This is a genomic window from Microbacterium sp. Cr-K20 (assembly GCF_000708325.1).
In the GTDB taxonomy this organism is placed as follows: Bacteria; Actinomycetota; Actinomycetes; order Actinomycetales; family Microbacteriaceae; genus Microbacterium.
Window position 1 is genome coordinate 133,372 of sequence record NZ_JARE01000004.1, and the last position, 14,390, is coordinate 147,761.

Genomic DNA, 14,390 nt, shown 5'->3' on the forward strand with positions numbered 1-14,390 from the left:
TGTCAGCGGACGTCGCCGAAGGGGATCTGGTCCCCTTCGATGCCGGCCGAGAGGGAGACGAGGTCGGCGAGCGCGCTGGTCATCAGCGCACGGTCGGCGTCGGCGAGCGGATGGTGTCCGGCGAGCAGCGCCTGGATGTACAGGAGCTGCACGGTGCGGGCGAAGACGGCGTCGTCCTGCACGCGCACCAGGGCGCGGACCACCCGGTTCGACCAGTTCAGGCACAGGCGGGCGCGGAGGTCGTCGTCGCGGGCCGCGGACAGGGTCTTGTCGATGCGGTCCAGCACGCCTCCCCACAGTGCGCCGGTGACGCCCTTCGTGCGGCCGCGGTCGATCGCGCGCAGCACCTCCGGGTCGGCGACGTAGAGCCCGGCGAGATCGGCGCGGTCGATCGAGCGCACGACCACCGAGCAGTCGGAGGCGGCGAGCACGGCACCCGCGCGCGTCTCCAGTGCCACGGCGGCGTCGCGGTCGTCGAGTGGGGGCGGATCGAGGCGATCGAGCTCTCCGGTGACGTCGACCTGCTCGACGGTGACGTGCGGGTACAGGTCGGGCAGCATCCGGATCAGGTCGGCGTCGTACAGGTATCCGCCGTTGACGAGCACCTCTCCGGCGGGGGAGATGCCGGCCACCTGACGGAACTCGTCGACGGTCTGCGCATAGCGGATGTGCGGGTATCGCTCGACGAGGTCGCCGATCCGCACCGTGCCGTGCGTGGTCTCGACCGTCAGCCAGCGGGAGATGAAGTGTGCCAGCTCCTCGTCGTGGCGTACGAGGGACTTGAGTCCGACCTCGTGCACGGCGACGAACTGAGCGAGGCGGTGCGGCTCGCTCAGCCCCAGCTCCAGGACCCAGCGGCGGATGCCGGCGCCGAGCTGCGCGCGGACCCGCTCGAGCGCCGCGTCGTCGACGAGCGACTCCCTGCTCGCGGTGGGGGCGAGCCCGGTGGAGTCGACCACGGCGCGGACGAAGAACGCCCATTCGGGGAGGACGTCGTCGACGCGCTCGGAGAGCAGCATCCGTCCCAGATACATGCGCGTCGCCTGACGTGCGCCCGGCGGCGGAGCGTAGGGCAGCACGTAGGCGAGGCCGCGGGTGCCGGTGGCGGGCTCGCTCAGCTCGATCACGTCGAGCGGACTCGCTCCGAGGAGGTCGCGCCCGTACTGCACGGCGGACTCCGGGTCCTGGGCGGCGTCGAGGAACGGCGCGTCCCTGGTGATGTCTATGTCGCCGCCGGCGGTGTCGATCGTGACCCGCACGGGCAGGAACTCGCCGAACGTCGTCGCGAGCTCGTGCACGGCGGCGGGACGCAGCAGGTCGTCGGCGTCGAAGCGCGGCACGAGGTGCACGCTGGTGCCGATGGGGAGCTCCTCGTCGATCTCCGCCACCTGGAACGTTCCGTCGGCGCTTCCCGTCCACTCGACCGAGGCGCCGCCCCGGGCGCTGCGGGAGCGGATGACGATGGTGTCGGCGACCATGAAGCAGCTGAGCAGACCGATGCCGAACTGACCGAGGTAGTCGCTGCGCGGGAGGTCGAAGATGTCGCGCTTGGAGCTGCGCCCGACGGTGGCCAGCAGATCGGCCACCTCGGTGACCGTCAGGCCCACGCCGTCGTCGCGCAGGACGAACTCGCCGTTCTCCGCGGTCAGCGGGGTGATCCGGATGCGTCCGCCGCCGCCGTCGACCTCGCGGCGTGCAGTGATCGCGTCGCGGGCGTTCTGCAGGAGTTCCCGCAGGTACACCCGTGGACTGGAGTAGATGTGTCTGCTGAGCAGATCGACCACTCCGCGCAGATCCACCTGGAACTGCTGCACCTCAGCGCTCACCGGCGCTCCCTCCTCCTGCATACGCTCGCTGAGCCTAACAAGAACACGCCTTCGCGATCCCGGTTCGGCGCCACCGGATCGATGCCGTATGCTTGTGGGGCAGTTGTTCTCTGCATTCTTTCGCCATGCCTGGGGTCTCCCGATCACGGTCGCGGTGGCAGAGTGGAGAGAGAACCCCGAGACCTCCCGGTCTCTAGGGCGGTAGCTCAATTGGCAGAGCAGCGGTCTCCAAAACCGCAGGTTGCAGGTTCGATTCCTGTCCGCCCTGCGCGTCAGCGCAACGCTGACACACGAAAGGTACATTCAGGATGGATCAGGACGAACCGCGCGGCGAGGTCGTCGCGGCCGGCGCCACCCGCGAGAAGAAGGGCAACCCCTTCTCACGGTTCTTCGGGGGTATCGCCCTGTTCATCCGCCAGGTCATCGCCGAGCTCCGCAAGGTCGTCACCCCGACTCGCAAGGAGCTGTTCAAGTTCACCCTGGTGGTGCTCGTCTTCGTTCTGATCGTCATGGGCATCGTCTACGGCTTGGACACGCTGTTCGCGTTCTTGACGCACTGGGTGTTCGGAATCCCTGGCTGATGACCCCCGCGGCTCGCGCCGCAGCTATGGAGAAGAAACAACGTGTCTGAACGATATTCCGACGACGCCGACTGGGCGACCGCCGCAGAGCAGTCCAGCGAGGAAGACGAAGCCCAGGAGGGCAACGTCCTCGCTGAGGAAGAGCTCTCGGCCACCCCGGCCGAGCACATCGCGGTTCACGTCGAAGACGAGGACGGCGAAGAGGATGACACGGCTGACATCGACATCGACATCGACGACCCGGAGGCGGACGCGATCGTGAACGACGCTCTGAACCTGGACGAAGCGGCTGAGTCTGAGGCTGCCGCTGAGGTCCTCAACGAATCTGTGGCCGAAGAGGCCGCCGACCTCGACGCGGCTGCGGCCGACGAGGTCACCCCGTACGACGGCCCCGAGCTCGGTGCGGACGACGTGCAGGGCGGCGAGGACTCCTCCGCCGATGAAGTTGACGAGGACGCCGAGGAAGACCCGTACGAGGCCTTCCGCATGGACCTCCGCATGCTCCCGGGCAAGTGGTATGTCATCCACTCCTACGCCGGCTTCGAGCGCAAGGTGAAGGCGAACATCGAGCAGCGCAAGTCGACGCTCGAGGTCGAGGACGAGATCTACCAGATCGAGGTCCCGATGGAAGACGTGGTCGAGATCAAGAACGGCCAGCGCAAGATGGTCACCCGCGTGCGCATCCCCGGCTACGTGCTGGTGCGCATGGAGCTCACGGAAGACACCTGGTCGGTCGTGCGTCACACCCCGGGTGTCACCGGCTTCGTGGGCAACGCCCACAACCCGACGCCGCTGCGCTTCGAAGAGGCCTTCAACATGCTGAAGTCGCTCGTCGAGGTCAAGGACGTCCCCACGGCCAAGAACATCGCGTCGAAGGGCGGCGTCGCCGTCGCTCGTCCGCTGCCGGCCGAGGTCGACTTCGAGGTCGGCGAGACCATCACGATCAAGGAGGGCTCGTTCGCGGGTCTTCCCGGTTCGATCAGCGAGATCAAGCCCGAGAGCGGCAAGCTCACGGTCCTCGTCTCGCTCTTCGAGCGTGAGACCCCGGTCGAGCTGTCGTTCGACCAGGTCACCAAGATGGTCTGACACACATCCTCACGAGAACGGCCGTCCCTTTCGGGGCGGCCGTTCTTGCGTTCGCTCCCTTCTCGCGAGGGGTCAGAACACGCCGCAGCACGTCGGGCGATTGCGGCGTGTCTTGGCTCCTCGGCTCGGCATGACGCGGCGTTCGTGCTGTGCGGCAGCATCAGGTAGACTTGTGTGGTTTGTGTGCCGCTTCGGCGTGCGCAGAGACGACCACGATCCGGAAACGCCGGATCTGTGGGAGAAGCGGATGCTCCGGCATCCGATTCGATGAAAGGAAAGAGAATGGCACCGAAGAAGAAGGTGACCGGCCTGATCAAGCTTCAGATCAACGCCGGTGCAGCCAACCCGGCGCCGCCGATCGGCCCCGCGCTCGGTCAGCATGGCGTCAACATCATGGAGTTCTGCAAGGCGTACAACGCCGCGACCGAGTCGCAGCGCGGCAACGTCATCCCCGTCGAGATCACCGTCTACGAGGACCGCAGCTTCACCTTCGTCCTGAAGACCCCGCCGGCGGCGGAGCTCATCAAGAAGGCCGCAGGCGTCCCCAAGGGCTCCGCGACCCCGCACACCGTCAAGGTCGCGAAGATCACCAAGGACCAGGTCCGCCAGATCGCCGAGACCAAGCAGGCCGACCTGAACGCGAACGACATCGAGGCCGCGATCTCGATCATCGCCGGCACCGCCCGTTCCATGGGCATCACGGTCGAGGGCTGAGGAGAATAATCATGGCTACCAAGTCCAAGGCTTACAAGGCTGCCGCCGAGAAGATCGAGGCAGACCGTTTCTACACCCCGACCGAGGCAGTCGCCCTCGCGAAGGAGACCGGCTCGTCGAAGTTCGACTCGACCGTCGAGGTCGCGCTGAAGCTCGCGGTCGACCCCCGCAAGGCAGACCAGATGGTGCGCGGCACCGTCATCCTGCCCCACGGCACCGGTAAGACCGCCCGCGTCATCGTCTTCGCCACCGGCCCCGCGGCCGAGGCAGCGATCGCCGCAGGTGCGGATGAGGTCGGCGGCGCCGAGCTCATCCAGAAGGTCGCCGATGGCTGGACCAACTTCGACGCCGCAGTCTCCACCCCGGAGCTCATGGGCCAGGTCGGTCGTCTCGGAAAGGTGCTCGGACCGCGTGGTCTGATGCCGAACCCGAAGACCGGCACCGTGACCCCGAACCCGGCCAAGGCCGTCGAGGAGATCAAGGGCGGAAAGATCGAGTTCCGCGTCGACAAGCACGCCAACGTGCACTTCGTCGTCGGCAAGGCATCGTTCACCGCAGAGCAGCTCGACGAGAACATCGGCGCAGCGCTCGAGGAGATCGTCCGCCTCAAGCCCTCGAGCTCGAAGGGCCGTTACATCCAGAAGGGTGCGGTGTCGACCACGTTCGGCCCCGGCATCCCGCTGGACGTCAATTCCATCTGAGTCTGACTCGCAGAAACGCCCCCGGGTTCTCCCGGGGGCGTTTCTGCGTTGTCGGAGAGGGGCCGGGGTGGCAGGATGCCGTGATGGGCACTGTCGACGACTATCTCGAAGAACTCGTTCCTGCGGATCGTGACGCGATCGACCGCGTGTACGCGGTCGCACGTCGGGAGGCTCCGGATGCCGAGCAGGGCAAGGGCTACGGCATGCCGGCCCTCGTCCACGCCGGGAAGCCGCTGCTGTCGGTGATGCGCGCCAAGAAGCACATCGGCATCTATCCGTTCAGCCCGGATGCCGTCGCGGCGGTGGCGGGAGCGCTGGAGGGTCATCCGGGTGTCAGCGTCGACAAGGGGACCATCCGGTTCCAGCCGGAGCATCCGATCCCCGATGACGTGCTCGAGCAGCTGGTCCGGGCGCGGGTGGCGCAGATCGACGGCTGATCGGTCAGCGGCCCAGTACCGGCAGCACGAGACTGATCGCGATGGCGATCATGATCACGGCGATCACCGCATCCAGGATGCGCCAGGAGCGCGGCGTACGCAGCCAGCGTCCCAGATAGCGCGCACCGAACCCCAGCGCCGTGAACCACAGGATGCTGGCGGCCATGGCGCCGCCCGCGAACAGCCAGCGTTCCTCGCCGTGAGTGGCCGCGATCGAGCCGAGCATCAGCACGGTGTCGAGGTAGACATGCGGGTTGAGCCACGTGAGCGCGAGCGTGGTCAGGACGACAGGCGCCAGCCGGGTGCGGGTGAGGGTCGCCGTCGCGCTGCCCGGCGTCGCCGAGGCCGAGTCGGCGACATCCGCTCCGTCCACCTGAAGCTCTTCGCCGCCGCGCCAGGCGCGGCGCGCGGCCAGGATGCCGTAGCTCAGCAGGAACAGCGCCCCCGCCCAACGAGCCACGACGACGAGCCATGGGGCGGCCGACAGCACGAATCCGAGCCCCGCGACGCCCGCGGCGATCAGTGCGGCATCCGACAGGGCGCAGATGATCACGACAGCCCACACGTGCTCGCGGCGGATTCCCTGGCGCAGCACGAAGACGTTCTGCGCGCCGATGGCGACGATGAGGGAGAGGCCGAGTCCGAGGCCGGCGAGAACGGTGAGCATGGGTCCAGCCTAGGAACCGCCCACCTTGAAGAGAAGCGAAGATTCCTACCGAACCATTAGCATCGCTTATGTGAGGATCGACCCGGAACTCGCCGCCACGCTCGCCGCGATCGTCGACGAGGGCACGCTCGACGCCGCTTCCAGGCGACTGCAGATCACGCCGTCGGCGGTGAGTCAGCGCCTGAAGACGCTGGAGCAGCAACTCGGTCGGATCCTGGTCGTGCGTACGAAGCCCGCGCAGTTGACCGAGGCGGGGGAGGCCGTCGTCCGCCTGGCCCGTCAGATAGCTCTGCTCGAGCACGACGCGCTCCTCGGCGTGGGGATCGACGAGGTCGCGGAGAGCCGGCGGATCAGCATCCCGCTCGCCGTGAACGCCGATTCGATGGCGACGTGGTTCCTCGCGCCGCTCTCCCGGCTCGCGGCCGGCCACGACATCGACTTCGATCTGCACCGCGACGACCAGAACTTCACCGCCCGGCTCCTGGAATCCGGTACCGTGATGGCCGCGGTCACGAGCGAGGCCGCGCCGGTCGCCGGATGCTCGGTGTCGCCGCTCGGCGTACTCGAATACCGGGCGATGGCGGAACCGGGGTTCGCAGCGCGCTGGTTCGCCGACGGAGTGACGGCGGAGGCCCTGAGGGTCGCACCGTTCGTCGACTTCGACCGGCGGGACACGCTGCAGCACGAGTGGCTCCGGGCGATGTCCGTCAGCGAGGCGGGGGTGCCGCGGCACTACGTTCCGGCGTCCCATGACTATGCGCTCGCCGTCGGGCTCGGGCTCGGGTGGGGGATGGTCCCGCTCCTGCAGGAGTCCTCCGGGCTGATCCCGTTGGGCGGCCCGACGCTTCGGGTCCAGCTCTACTGGCAGCAGTGGAATCTGCGCTCGGAGCTGCTCGACACCATCGCTGCCGAGATCGCCGCCGAGGCACGTCGGGTGCTCGGGGAGACGCCCGTCACTCCGAAGCGATCGCGTCCGGGCTCGCGCCCGAAGCGAGGGCGTGCAGCAGGCGGGTGAGGCTCCCGATGTCGGCGAGGCTCCAGTCCTCGAGCGTGCGGAGCAGCCGGCCTTCCTGAGGGAGCCGCGCGGCTGCGAGGCGCTCTTCCCCCAGGGGCGTGAGCTGCAGCAGGAAGGAGCGGCCGTCGGCGGGATCGGTCGAGCGTTCGACGAGATCGAGCTCCTCGAGCTCGCGCACCATCCGACTGACCTGCCCCTTGTCCAGCAGCATCCGCTCGGACAGCGACGACACCGTGACGGTCTCGCATCGCGCGATCGTGGTGAAGATCTTGTACGCGCCGGGCAACAGGCCGGGGCTCACGCGGTTGGCGTTCTCCGAGATCACGCGACGGAAATGCGTGATCAGCTCGCCGAACTCCGCCTCGAGGGCGCGGACCGCAGCGGCCCGCGCCTCGGGGGTGTCGGACGGGGGATCAGCGTCCGGCATCGGCGGCTGCATCGTCGTGGGCGTCGCGTGTGCGGCCGACGACGGTGACGGTGCCGGTCGTCGGTGCACCGGAGAGCGCCGTGGCATCGGCGATCGCGACGTCGGCCGCGTCATCGACCGGGGTGGCATCGTCGTCTGCGGCGGCGTCCGACTTCGCCGCATCCGCGTGCGCCCGCTCGGTGGTCGTCATCGTGGTGAGCGGACGGTTCGGCAGGAACAGGATCGCGATGAGGCTGATCACCGCGAGCGGGATGCCGATCACGAACGCGTGCGAGATGGCCTGCGCGTAGAAGTCCTCGATGATCGAGCGCACCGGCTCCGGAAGCAGCCGGACCTCGGGCAGCGTTCCGCTGGAGAGCTGCGCGGCGACATCGGCGCCCTTGTCGCCGAGCTGGGCGATCGCCGCCCCGATACGCTCCTTGCCGTCGCTGAACAGGCTGGTGAGACTGTTCGCCAGTACGGCGCCCATGACCGAGACCCCGACCGTGCCGCCGAGGCTGCGGAAGAACGTCACGCCCGAACTCGCGACACCCATCTCACTCGGCTTCGCGACGTTCTGCACGATGAGGACGAGGTTCTGCATGGTCATGCCGACGCCGGCGCCCATCACGAACATGTAGATCGAGACGAGGACGAAGTTCGTGTCGTAGTGCAGCGTCGACAGCATGACGGAACCGGCGATCAGCAGCACGGAGCCGAGGATCAGATAGCCCTTCCACTTGCCGAAGCGGGTCACGAGCTGGCCGATGACCATCGACGAGATCAGGAGCCCCGCCATCATCGGCAGGGTCATGAGGCCGGCCTCGGTCGGCGTGGCGCCACGGGAGAGCTGCATGTACTGCGCGAGGTACACCGAGGTGCCGAACATCGCGACGCCGATCGAGATCGATGCCAGCACCGACAGGGTGAACGTGCGACCGCGGAAGAGCGTGAGAGGGATGAGGGGCTCGCGGACCTTGAGCTCGACGATGATGAAGGCGATGGCCGAGACGATCGCGCCGCCGACCATGAGCACGGTTTCGGTGCTCCACCAGTCGAACGTCGAGCCGGCGTTCGTGATCCAGATGAGGATCAGCGACACCGCGGCCGAGAGCAGCACGATACCGACGTAGTCGATCGAGACCTTGCGGGTGCGCTCGGTGCTGATATGCAGCGTCTTCTGCAGGATGATCAGCGCGGCCACGGCGAAGGGGAGGGCGACGAAGAAGTTCCAGCGCCAGTTCGCGACGTCGGTGATCCAGCCGCCGAGGAGCGGGCCGCCGACGGTGGCGACGGCCATCACGGCGCCGAACAGCCCCATGTACCGGCCGCGCTCGCGCGGGCTGATGATGTCGGCCATGATGACCTGGCTGAGGGCGGCGAGTCCGCCACCGCCGATGCCCTGGATGGCGCGGAAGGCGATGAGGGTGTTGGTGTCCTGCGCGAATCCGGCCGCCGCGGTCGCTCCGACGAAGATGACGATCGCGATCTGGATCAGGAGCTTGCGGTTGAAGAGGTCGGCGAGCTTGCCCCAGATCGGCGTGGAGATCGCTGTCGTCAGGAGGGTCGCGGTGATGACCCAGGTGTATGCGGCCTGGTCGCCGCCGAGGTCATGGACGATGACCGGCATCGAGGTGGAGACCACCGTGGTGGCGATCATCGAGACGAACATGCCGAGGAGGAGCCCGGTGAGGGCTTCGAGCACCTGGCGATGCGTCATCTTGACGGGGGAGTCCGTGGTCATGCGAGACCTTTCGCGGTCGGAAGGACGGATGCTGCGACAGCTCTGGCGCGCACAAGATGGTTGAACTGCGTCAACTATATGGGAATCGTTGATCTACGTCAACCATTGTGGCGGGAAATGCGGTGCGCGCGATGTGCCTCGGACGTGCGCGAAATCGCCTTGTTCTGGGGGAAGGCGTCAGTGAGGATGAGGGCACGGCGGGGATGCGGGGCCTCTGCGAGGCGGTCGTTCTCAGGCATTCACGCGATCGCCTGATTCCTGAGGGGGACTCCGATGGCTACCAAAGACACGCAGCGCAAGGTTCTCGCCGTTCTGGCGGGCGGACTCGTCCTCGGGGTGGGGGTGGCCGTCACACTCGCCGCGTGGAACGACTCCGAGTTCGCGAACGGGACCTTCACCGCCGGATCCTTCACGTTCACGGGCTCCACCGACGGAACGACGTTCAGCGAGCACGCGACCGACGACGCGGCAGCCTCGCTGACCTTCGAGCTCAACCCGACGAACCTCAGCCCGGGCGACGTGGTGTACGCGCCGTACGCCCTGCGTCTCGGCGGCACCTACGACGCCACGCTCGACGCCGTCGCTCCCGTCGGGGCAGGCGACTTCGCCACCGGCAGCAAGCTGACCTACGACGTCGTGTCGACGGGGACGACCTTCGGCTGCGACGAGACCGCGTTCGCCGCGGGAACCGCGGTACCTGCGACGATGACGCCGGGCACGGACGTCAACCTGTGTATCCAGGTCACCGCCGCCTCCGGTGCGGGCGGGATCGAGCAGGGCGACACGGGAACCGTCACATGGCAGTGGAACGCGACCTCGGTGCAGCCGTAGCGCCTACTCGTCGCTCATTGCGCGCAACTCTCCCGCCGCGGCCCTCGCGCACGTTTCGGCGCGTGCGGGCCCTGCTCGCCGGCGGGCTGGTGCTCGGCGTCGGCGCGACGATGACGATCGCGGCGTGGACCGACCAGGAACTCGCGACGAGCACGGTCAGCGCCGGGAGCTTCTCGATCGCGTCGCGGTCCGATCAGGGCGCATTCGCCTCGCACGGACCCACCGAGACCGTGCTCACCGTGCCTCTCGACGCGACGGGCCTCTACCCCGGGGTGAAGAAGGCGGCGTATGTGCAGGTGCAGGCGTCGGGCACCCTGGGTGGCACGGTCAACCTCACCGCCGTCGCTGTGACGAACAACGCGGGCACGGCGCCGACCGGAGCGGACCTCGCGCTGCAGAACGCGATCAGGGTCAACATCGCCGTGGTCGCTGCACCCGCCAACTGCACGACGAGTGCGACCGCGACGGCCGCGCTGACCGCGGTTCCCGCGCTCCCCGCGCAGACCCTGACCGTGAGCCCGCTCAACACGATCACCTACTGCGTCGTGCTCGAGCTGCCGGCAGACGCGACCGGAACAGCACAGGGCGGCACCGTGAAACCGACCTGGACCTTCACCGGAAGCACGAGCTGAGCGACGACATGGCCACCATCGCACGCGGCGCCCGCGCAGTGGGACGCGGAGTGCGCGAGGTGCTGCTCACTCTGGCAGCCATCGGCGGTGTGATTTGCATCGTGCTCGTGATCATGGCCTTCACCGGTGGTTATTCGCTCATCATGTTCAAGACCGGGTCGATGGCGCCGACCATCCCTGCTGGATCCGTCGCACTCGTGCAGAAGATACCCGCTTCCGACATCGCGGTCGGTGACGTCGTGACGGTGGATCGGGATGCAGCCCTGCCGATCACGCACCGCGTCACCGGGGTCGAGCCGGCGGATGCGGGCGACATGCGCACCCTCACCATGAAGGGTGACGCGAACGACGTCGAGGATCCGGCGCCGTACACCGTGTCCGACGTCCGCATCGTCCGTGGCTCGGTGCCCGCCCTCGCGAATGTCATCGTCTGGTTCGGCAGCCCGTGGGTGCTCGGCGGGGTCACGCTCGGTGCATCGCTGCTGGTCGTGTGGGCGTTCTGGCCGCGGAGGGAGCGCGTGGCGCCGGAGGAATCCTCCGACGACGTCGAGGGTCCAGCGGCTCCGGACGCGCTGGTCGCGGCGGGGGCCAGACGGAGGGATCGGCGCCCATGAGACGCCTGAGCGTCGGAGTCGTCGTGCTCTTCATGCTGCTCGGCTCGGCGGCCCCTGCGTGGGCGTCGCCGACGACGGAGGTCATCCAGGGGCGCATCCTGCGGCTCGTCTCGGTGGCGGACTGGGAAGCCGCCGGATCGCTGCTCCCCGGGCAGCAGGTGCGATGGGATGTCGCCGTCAGCGCAGAGGCGCCGGATCCGGGGGTCGTGACGATAGCCCTGAGCGCCACCGGCGAAGCGCCGCTGGTCCTCGACGTGTCCATCTGTCTGCGCGCCTGGGAGGGGAGCGTATGCCCCGGCGGTGCCGTGATCGTGCGCTCGGCATGGCAGGTGCCGCGCGACGGCGGCGAGGTGCGGCTCGGCGAGGTCGCCGACACCGACGTCGCGCACGTCCGGCTCTCCATCGGGCTCGGCGAAGAGGCGGCGGGCTCGACGACTCTCCGCCTCCATGCCAGCGGCATCGGTGAAGACGTGATCGTCGGTCCCGGTGGAGGCCTGGCAGCGACCGGCCCGACGCCGCTGCCGCCGTGGGTGCTCGCCGGTGCATCGGCGCTGGTCGTCGTCGGTGTCCTGCTCGTCGCTCGTCGTCGTGCCGTGTCGATCGGTGTCGAGCCGCGTGAACCCGGCGGTGTCCGATGAGTCCCGAGAAGCGTCTGCGGTCGGCGGGCGCCGTGCTCGGAATCTCGCTGCTGATCGGGGTCGGCCTCGCCCCGACCGTCCCGTCGACCGAGGCGGCGTGGACGGATGTGGAGCGGGCGACCGCGACCGGAACCTCGATCAACGTCCCGGAACCCATCGCCTCCGCATCTCCCGGCTGCGTGGCGAGCAGTGGACTGCTGGGCGCCAACCCGAAGGTGACCATCTCCTGGCGGGCACCGGCCGCCGCGACGGGGTACGACCTGACGAAAGCCGAGTTCGGGCAGATCGTCAATCAGGGCCTCCTCGAGCCGATCCTGAGCAACCTCCTCGGGAACGTCCAGACGACGGGATCCGCGGCTGCCTACGTCACCGTCATCGACGGGGGCCTGCTCACGGGGCTTCTGGGGGCGACGAAGACCTTCGGCATCCGCTTCACCGGGCCGGGCGGGTGGAAGTCCGACTGGCTCGTGGCGAACGCGACCATGGGATTGCTCGGCGCGAACCCGCAGTGCACGATGGGCACCGCAGCCAGCTACTAGGTCGAAGCCGAGAGGTCAGTCGGCCAGTGCCAGTGCACGGAACGCGTCGCGTTCGCGGAGCTGCTCGCGGCGGCTGGCTGCGGCATCCTCCGGAGTGAGGCTCGGGACCTGCCGGCCGGTGGTGCGTCGGTAGAGCTCGTCGATGAGGTCGGTGGCGAGGCCGACCAGCTTGGCGATCTCGCGGTCGTCGCGGTCGATCCATACACAGCGCGGCTCGTCGTGGATCGGGGAGAAGTCGACGTGCTCCTCCCAGACGAACAGTGTCCGCTCGGCGCCGAGGACGTGCTGCTGCCACCAGATCTGGCGGAGGTAGGTGCGCGGGATGCCGCGGAACGCCTTGTTGGTCGTCTTGATCTCGGCGAGCTTCACTCGCCCCTCGGCGTCGACCGCGATGCCGTCGGGCGTGGCCAGGTGCCGGTGCTCGACCTCGGCGCGGAACAGGGCGGAAGACGGGAGGATGCCGTGGGTCGCTGCCACCCACGCCGCGATCTCGGGCTCCCGCCGCCGGCCGTGATCGGTGTAGGCGTTGCCGCCGAAGCGGGGGCCTCCGCCGAGCTTGGAGTCCGCCGCGCGAGCGATCGACTTCTCGGAGGTGAGTCCGGCGACGTCGGTGGCGGTGATCCCCCGGGAGCGTGCGCGCATCCACGCCACGCGGTCGCGAGAATCCGCGACGATGCGGGCGGCGAGTTCGGGGGTCACCCTTCGACCCTAACCCCGCCCGCCGACCCTCCCTCGCACACACGCCGCCCTCCCGCCTCCGCATCCCCGGCCCTCCCCTTCCGCCGAGTGCACGGCTTGATGCCGAGCGCACGGCCCGTTCGCGCGTGTAGCCCGTGCGCTCGGCAGCATCCGGTGCACTCGCGGCGCAGCACCCGTCCTGCACAACGAGCCGCGGCAGCAAGAAGAGGGGAGAGGGGTGGGGAGGAGGGATGCCGGGAAGGGGGACGGCGGAACTATGAGGCATGCCGACGACAACTGCGCGTGCTCTCACCCAGCTCGTCCGATCGCGGGCAGATCTCTTTCTGAACGGGTGGACGGATCGGAGGATCGCCGCCGCGCTGCAGAGCGGAGTGCTGTTCAGTATCCGGCGAGGGTGGTTCATGGACACCGCCGATCGGGAGTCTCTGCGGCCGGAACAGCGGCACCACGCGCACGTCATCGCTGTGGCCCGAGATGCGAGCGGTTCCGCGGTCATGTCCCATGCGTCGGCGGCCGTGCTGTGGGGACTGCCGCTGTACGCGATGCGCCTCGCCCGTGTCCATATGACCACTCCGTCGCCGCGGAGGATCTCGAGTGCGCCGGACGTGTTCCGTCATGTCGCGCCGCTCCCGATCTCCGACGTCACAGTGCGCAGCGGCATCCGGTGCACCACCTTGTCGCGTACGGTGTTCGATCTCATCCGCGCATTGACGCCGCCCGCGGCCGTGGCACTGGCGGACGCTGCGGAGCGGCAGATGGCGGAGCGGCAGTGGGAGTGGGACATGGATGCCGTCCTCTCTTGGCGTCGTGAACTTGCGGCCAGGTTGACCGCTGCCGGGGGAGCGCGGGGGATCCGCCAGGCGCGGTGGGTCGCGGACTTCGCCGACGGGCGGGCGCAGCTTCCCGGTGAGAGTGTGAGCCGGTTGCATCTGCACAGACTCGGCTTTGCCGCCCCGGACCTGCAGGTGCCGGTGGACGGGCCCGGCGGCACTCGCTACTTCGTCGACTTCGGGCTCGCCGATGTCCGCAGTTTCGGTGAGTTCGACGGCAAGACGAAATACCTCGACGAGGCTCTGCGCTCGGGGCGCACGCTCGAGCAGGTCCTGCTCGCGGAGAAGCAGCGCGAGGACTGGATCCGGGGTCGCACGCAGTGGCGTTTCGCCCGATGGGGGTCGGAGCACATCGGGTCGCCCGCGGCCCTCGCCGCGCGCCTCGCCACCTTCCACATCACTCCGCCCTGACCCTCGCCGCCCCATCGAG

At 68.5% G+C, this 14,390-nt stretch carries 17 protein-coding genes and 1 tRNA gene; 13 read left to right on the top strand and 5 right to left on the bottom strand.

Annotated elements, in window-relative coordinates:
• Window positions 1–2: 2 nt before the first annotated feature.
• On the bottom strand, window positions 3–1,826 hold the full coding sequence (locus GZ67_RS0101090) for an HSP90 family protein (protein WP_036302919.1): 1,824 nt from the start codon (window positions 1,824–1,826) through the stop codon (window positions 3–5).
• Window positions 1,827–2,021: 195 nt separating this feature from the next.
• Here GZ67_RS0101090 and GZ67_RS0101095 point away from each other — a divergent pair.
• The 6 genes from GZ67_RS0101095 to GZ67_RS0101120 all read left to right on the top strand — a co-directional run bounded on the left by GZ67_RS0101095 (window position 2,022) and on the right by GZ67_RS0101120 (window position 5,345).
• Window positions 2,022–2,094: transfer RNA gene (locus tag GZ67_RS0101095), tRNA-Trp, on the top strand.
• Between the two features lie 40 nt (window positions 2,095–2,134).
• Complete coding sequence (gene secE, locus GZ67_RS0101100; RefSeq protein WP_029260992.1) at window positions 2,135–2,407, top strand: preprotein translocase subunit SecE; 273 nt, start codon at window positions 2,135–2,137, stop codon at window positions 2,405–2,407.
• Between the two features lie 42 nt (window positions 2,408–2,449).
• On the top strand, window positions 2,450–3,493 hold the full coding sequence (nusG, locus tag GZ67_RS0101105) for a transcription termination/antitermination protein NusG (protein WP_029260993.1): 1,044 nt from the start codon (window positions 2,450–2,452) through the stop codon (window positions 3,491–3,493).
• A 282-nt stretch (window positions 3,494–3,775) separates the two neighbouring features.
• Entirely contained in the window at window positions 3,776–4,207 is a 432-nt protein-coding gene (rplK, locus tag GZ67_RS0101110) for a 50S ribosomal protein L11 (RefSeq protein ID WP_017829145.1), read from the top strand.
• Between the two features lie 11 nt (window positions 4,208–4,218).
• A complete protein-coding gene (gene rplA / locus GZ67_RS0101115) occupies window positions 4,219–4,908 on the top strand; it encodes a 50S ribosomal protein L1 (protein WP_029260994.1) in 690 nt (229 codons plus the stop codon).
• Window positions 4,909–4,991: 83 nt separating this feature from the next.
• Window positions 4,992–5,345, top strand: coding sequence for an iron chaperone (locus GZ67_RS0101120; RefSeq protein ID WP_029260995.1), 354 nt, complete (start codon window positions 4,992–4,994; stop codon window positions 5,343–5,345).
• 4 nt (window positions 5,346–5,349) lie between these two features.
• Here the strand turns inward: GZ67_RS0101120 and GZ67_RS0101125 are convergent, their stop codons facing one another.
• Window positions 5,350–6,012 carry a LysE/ArgO family amino acid transporter gene (locus tag GZ67_RS0101125; protein WP_029260996.1) on the bottom strand — a complete coding sequence of 221 codons (663 nt, stop codon included), beginning with the start codon at window positions 6,010–6,012 and terminating at the stop codon, window positions 5,350–5,352.
• A 70-nt stretch (window positions 6,013–6,082) separates the two neighbouring features.
• On the opposite strand from GZ67_RS0101125, the gene GZ67_RS0101130 reads away from it, so the two are divergent.
• Complete coding sequence (locus tag GZ67_RS0101130) at window positions 6,083–7,027, top strand: LysR family transcriptional regulator ArgP (RefSeq protein ID WP_029260997.1); 945 nt, start codon at window positions 6,083–6,085, stop codon at window positions 7,025–7,027.
• Here the strand turns inward: GZ67_RS0101130 and GZ67_RS0101135 are convergent.
• Complete coding sequence (locus tag GZ67_RS0101135; protein ID WP_029260998.1) at window positions 6,966–7,454, bottom strand: MarR family winged helix-turn-helix transcriptional regulator; 489 nt, start codon at window positions 7,452–7,454, stop codon at window positions 6,966–6,968. The two genes, GZ67_RS0101130 and GZ67_RS0101135, sit on opposite strands and share 62 nt — an antisense overlap.
• Window positions 7,441–9,177, bottom strand: a complete 1,737-nt coding sequence (locus GZ67_RS0101140; protein ID WP_029260999.1) for a DHA2 family efflux MFS transporter permease subunit — start codon at window positions 9,175–9,177, stop codon at window positions 7,441–7,443. Before GZ67_RS0101140 ends, GZ67_RS0101135 begins: the two co-directional genes overlap by 14 nt.
• Window positions 9,178–9,450: 273 nt before the next feature.
• Between GZ67_RS0101140 and GZ67_RS0101145 the strand changes: the two genes are divergently transcribed.
• From GZ67_RS0101145 to GZ67_RS0101165, 5 genes are all read left to right on the top strand, one after another.
• Window positions 9,451–10,008, top strand: a complete 558-nt coding sequence (locus tag GZ67_RS0101145) for a SipW-dependent-type signal peptide-containing protein (RefSeq protein ID WP_029261000.1) — start codon at window positions 9,451–9,453, stop codon at window positions 10,006–10,008.
• Window positions 10,009–10,070: 62 nt separating this feature from the next.
• Complete coding sequence (locus tag GZ67_RS20695; protein ID WP_051662243.1) at window positions 10,071–10,640, top strand: SipW-dependent-type signal peptide-containing protein; 570 nt, start codon at window positions 10,071–10,073, stop codon at window positions 10,638–10,640.
• A gap of 8 nt (window positions 10,641–10,648) precedes the next feature.
• The gene (locus GZ67_RS0101155) at window positions 10,649–11,254 is read left to right on the top strand and encodes a signal peptidase I (RefSeq protein ID WP_051662245.1); all 606 of its coding nucleotides are present in this window, start codon (window positions 10,649–10,651) and stop codon (window positions 11,252–11,254) included.
• Window positions 11,251–11,892, top strand: a complete 642-nt coding sequence (locus GZ67_RS19500; protein WP_036302877.1) for a hypothetical protein — start codon at window positions 11,251–11,253, stop codon at window positions 11,890–11,892. The genes GZ67_RS0101155 and GZ67_RS19500 overlap by 4 nt, the downstream gene beginning before the upstream one ends.
• Window positions 11,889–12,431 (top strand): hypothetical protein, encoded by a 543-nt coding sequence (locus tag GZ67_RS0101165; protein WP_029261003.1) that lies wholly within the window; start codon window positions 11,889–11,891, stop codon window positions 12,429–12,431. Before GZ67_RS19500 ends, GZ67_RS0101165 begins: the two co-directional genes overlap by 4 nt.
• Window positions 12,432–12,446: 15 nt before the next feature.
• Here GZ67_RS0101165 and GZ67_RS0101170 read toward each other — a convergent pair whose 3' ends face one another.
• Window positions 12,447–13,130 (bottom strand): YqaJ viral recombinase family protein, encoded by a 684-nt coding sequence (locus tag GZ67_RS0101170; protein ID WP_029261004.1) that lies wholly within the window; start codon window positions 13,128–13,130, stop codon window positions 12,447–12,449.
• Window positions 13,131–13,531: 401 nt separating this feature from the next.
• On the opposite strand from GZ67_RS0101170, the gene GZ67_RS0101175 reads away from it, so the two are divergent.
• On the top strand, window positions 13,532–14,371 hold the full coding sequence (locus GZ67_RS0101175; RefSeq protein ID WP_136025907.1) for a hypothetical protein: 840 nt from the start codon (window positions 13,532–13,534) through the stop codon (window positions 14,369–14,371).
• The last annotated feature ends 19 nt before the right edge of the window (window positions 14,372–14,390 follow it).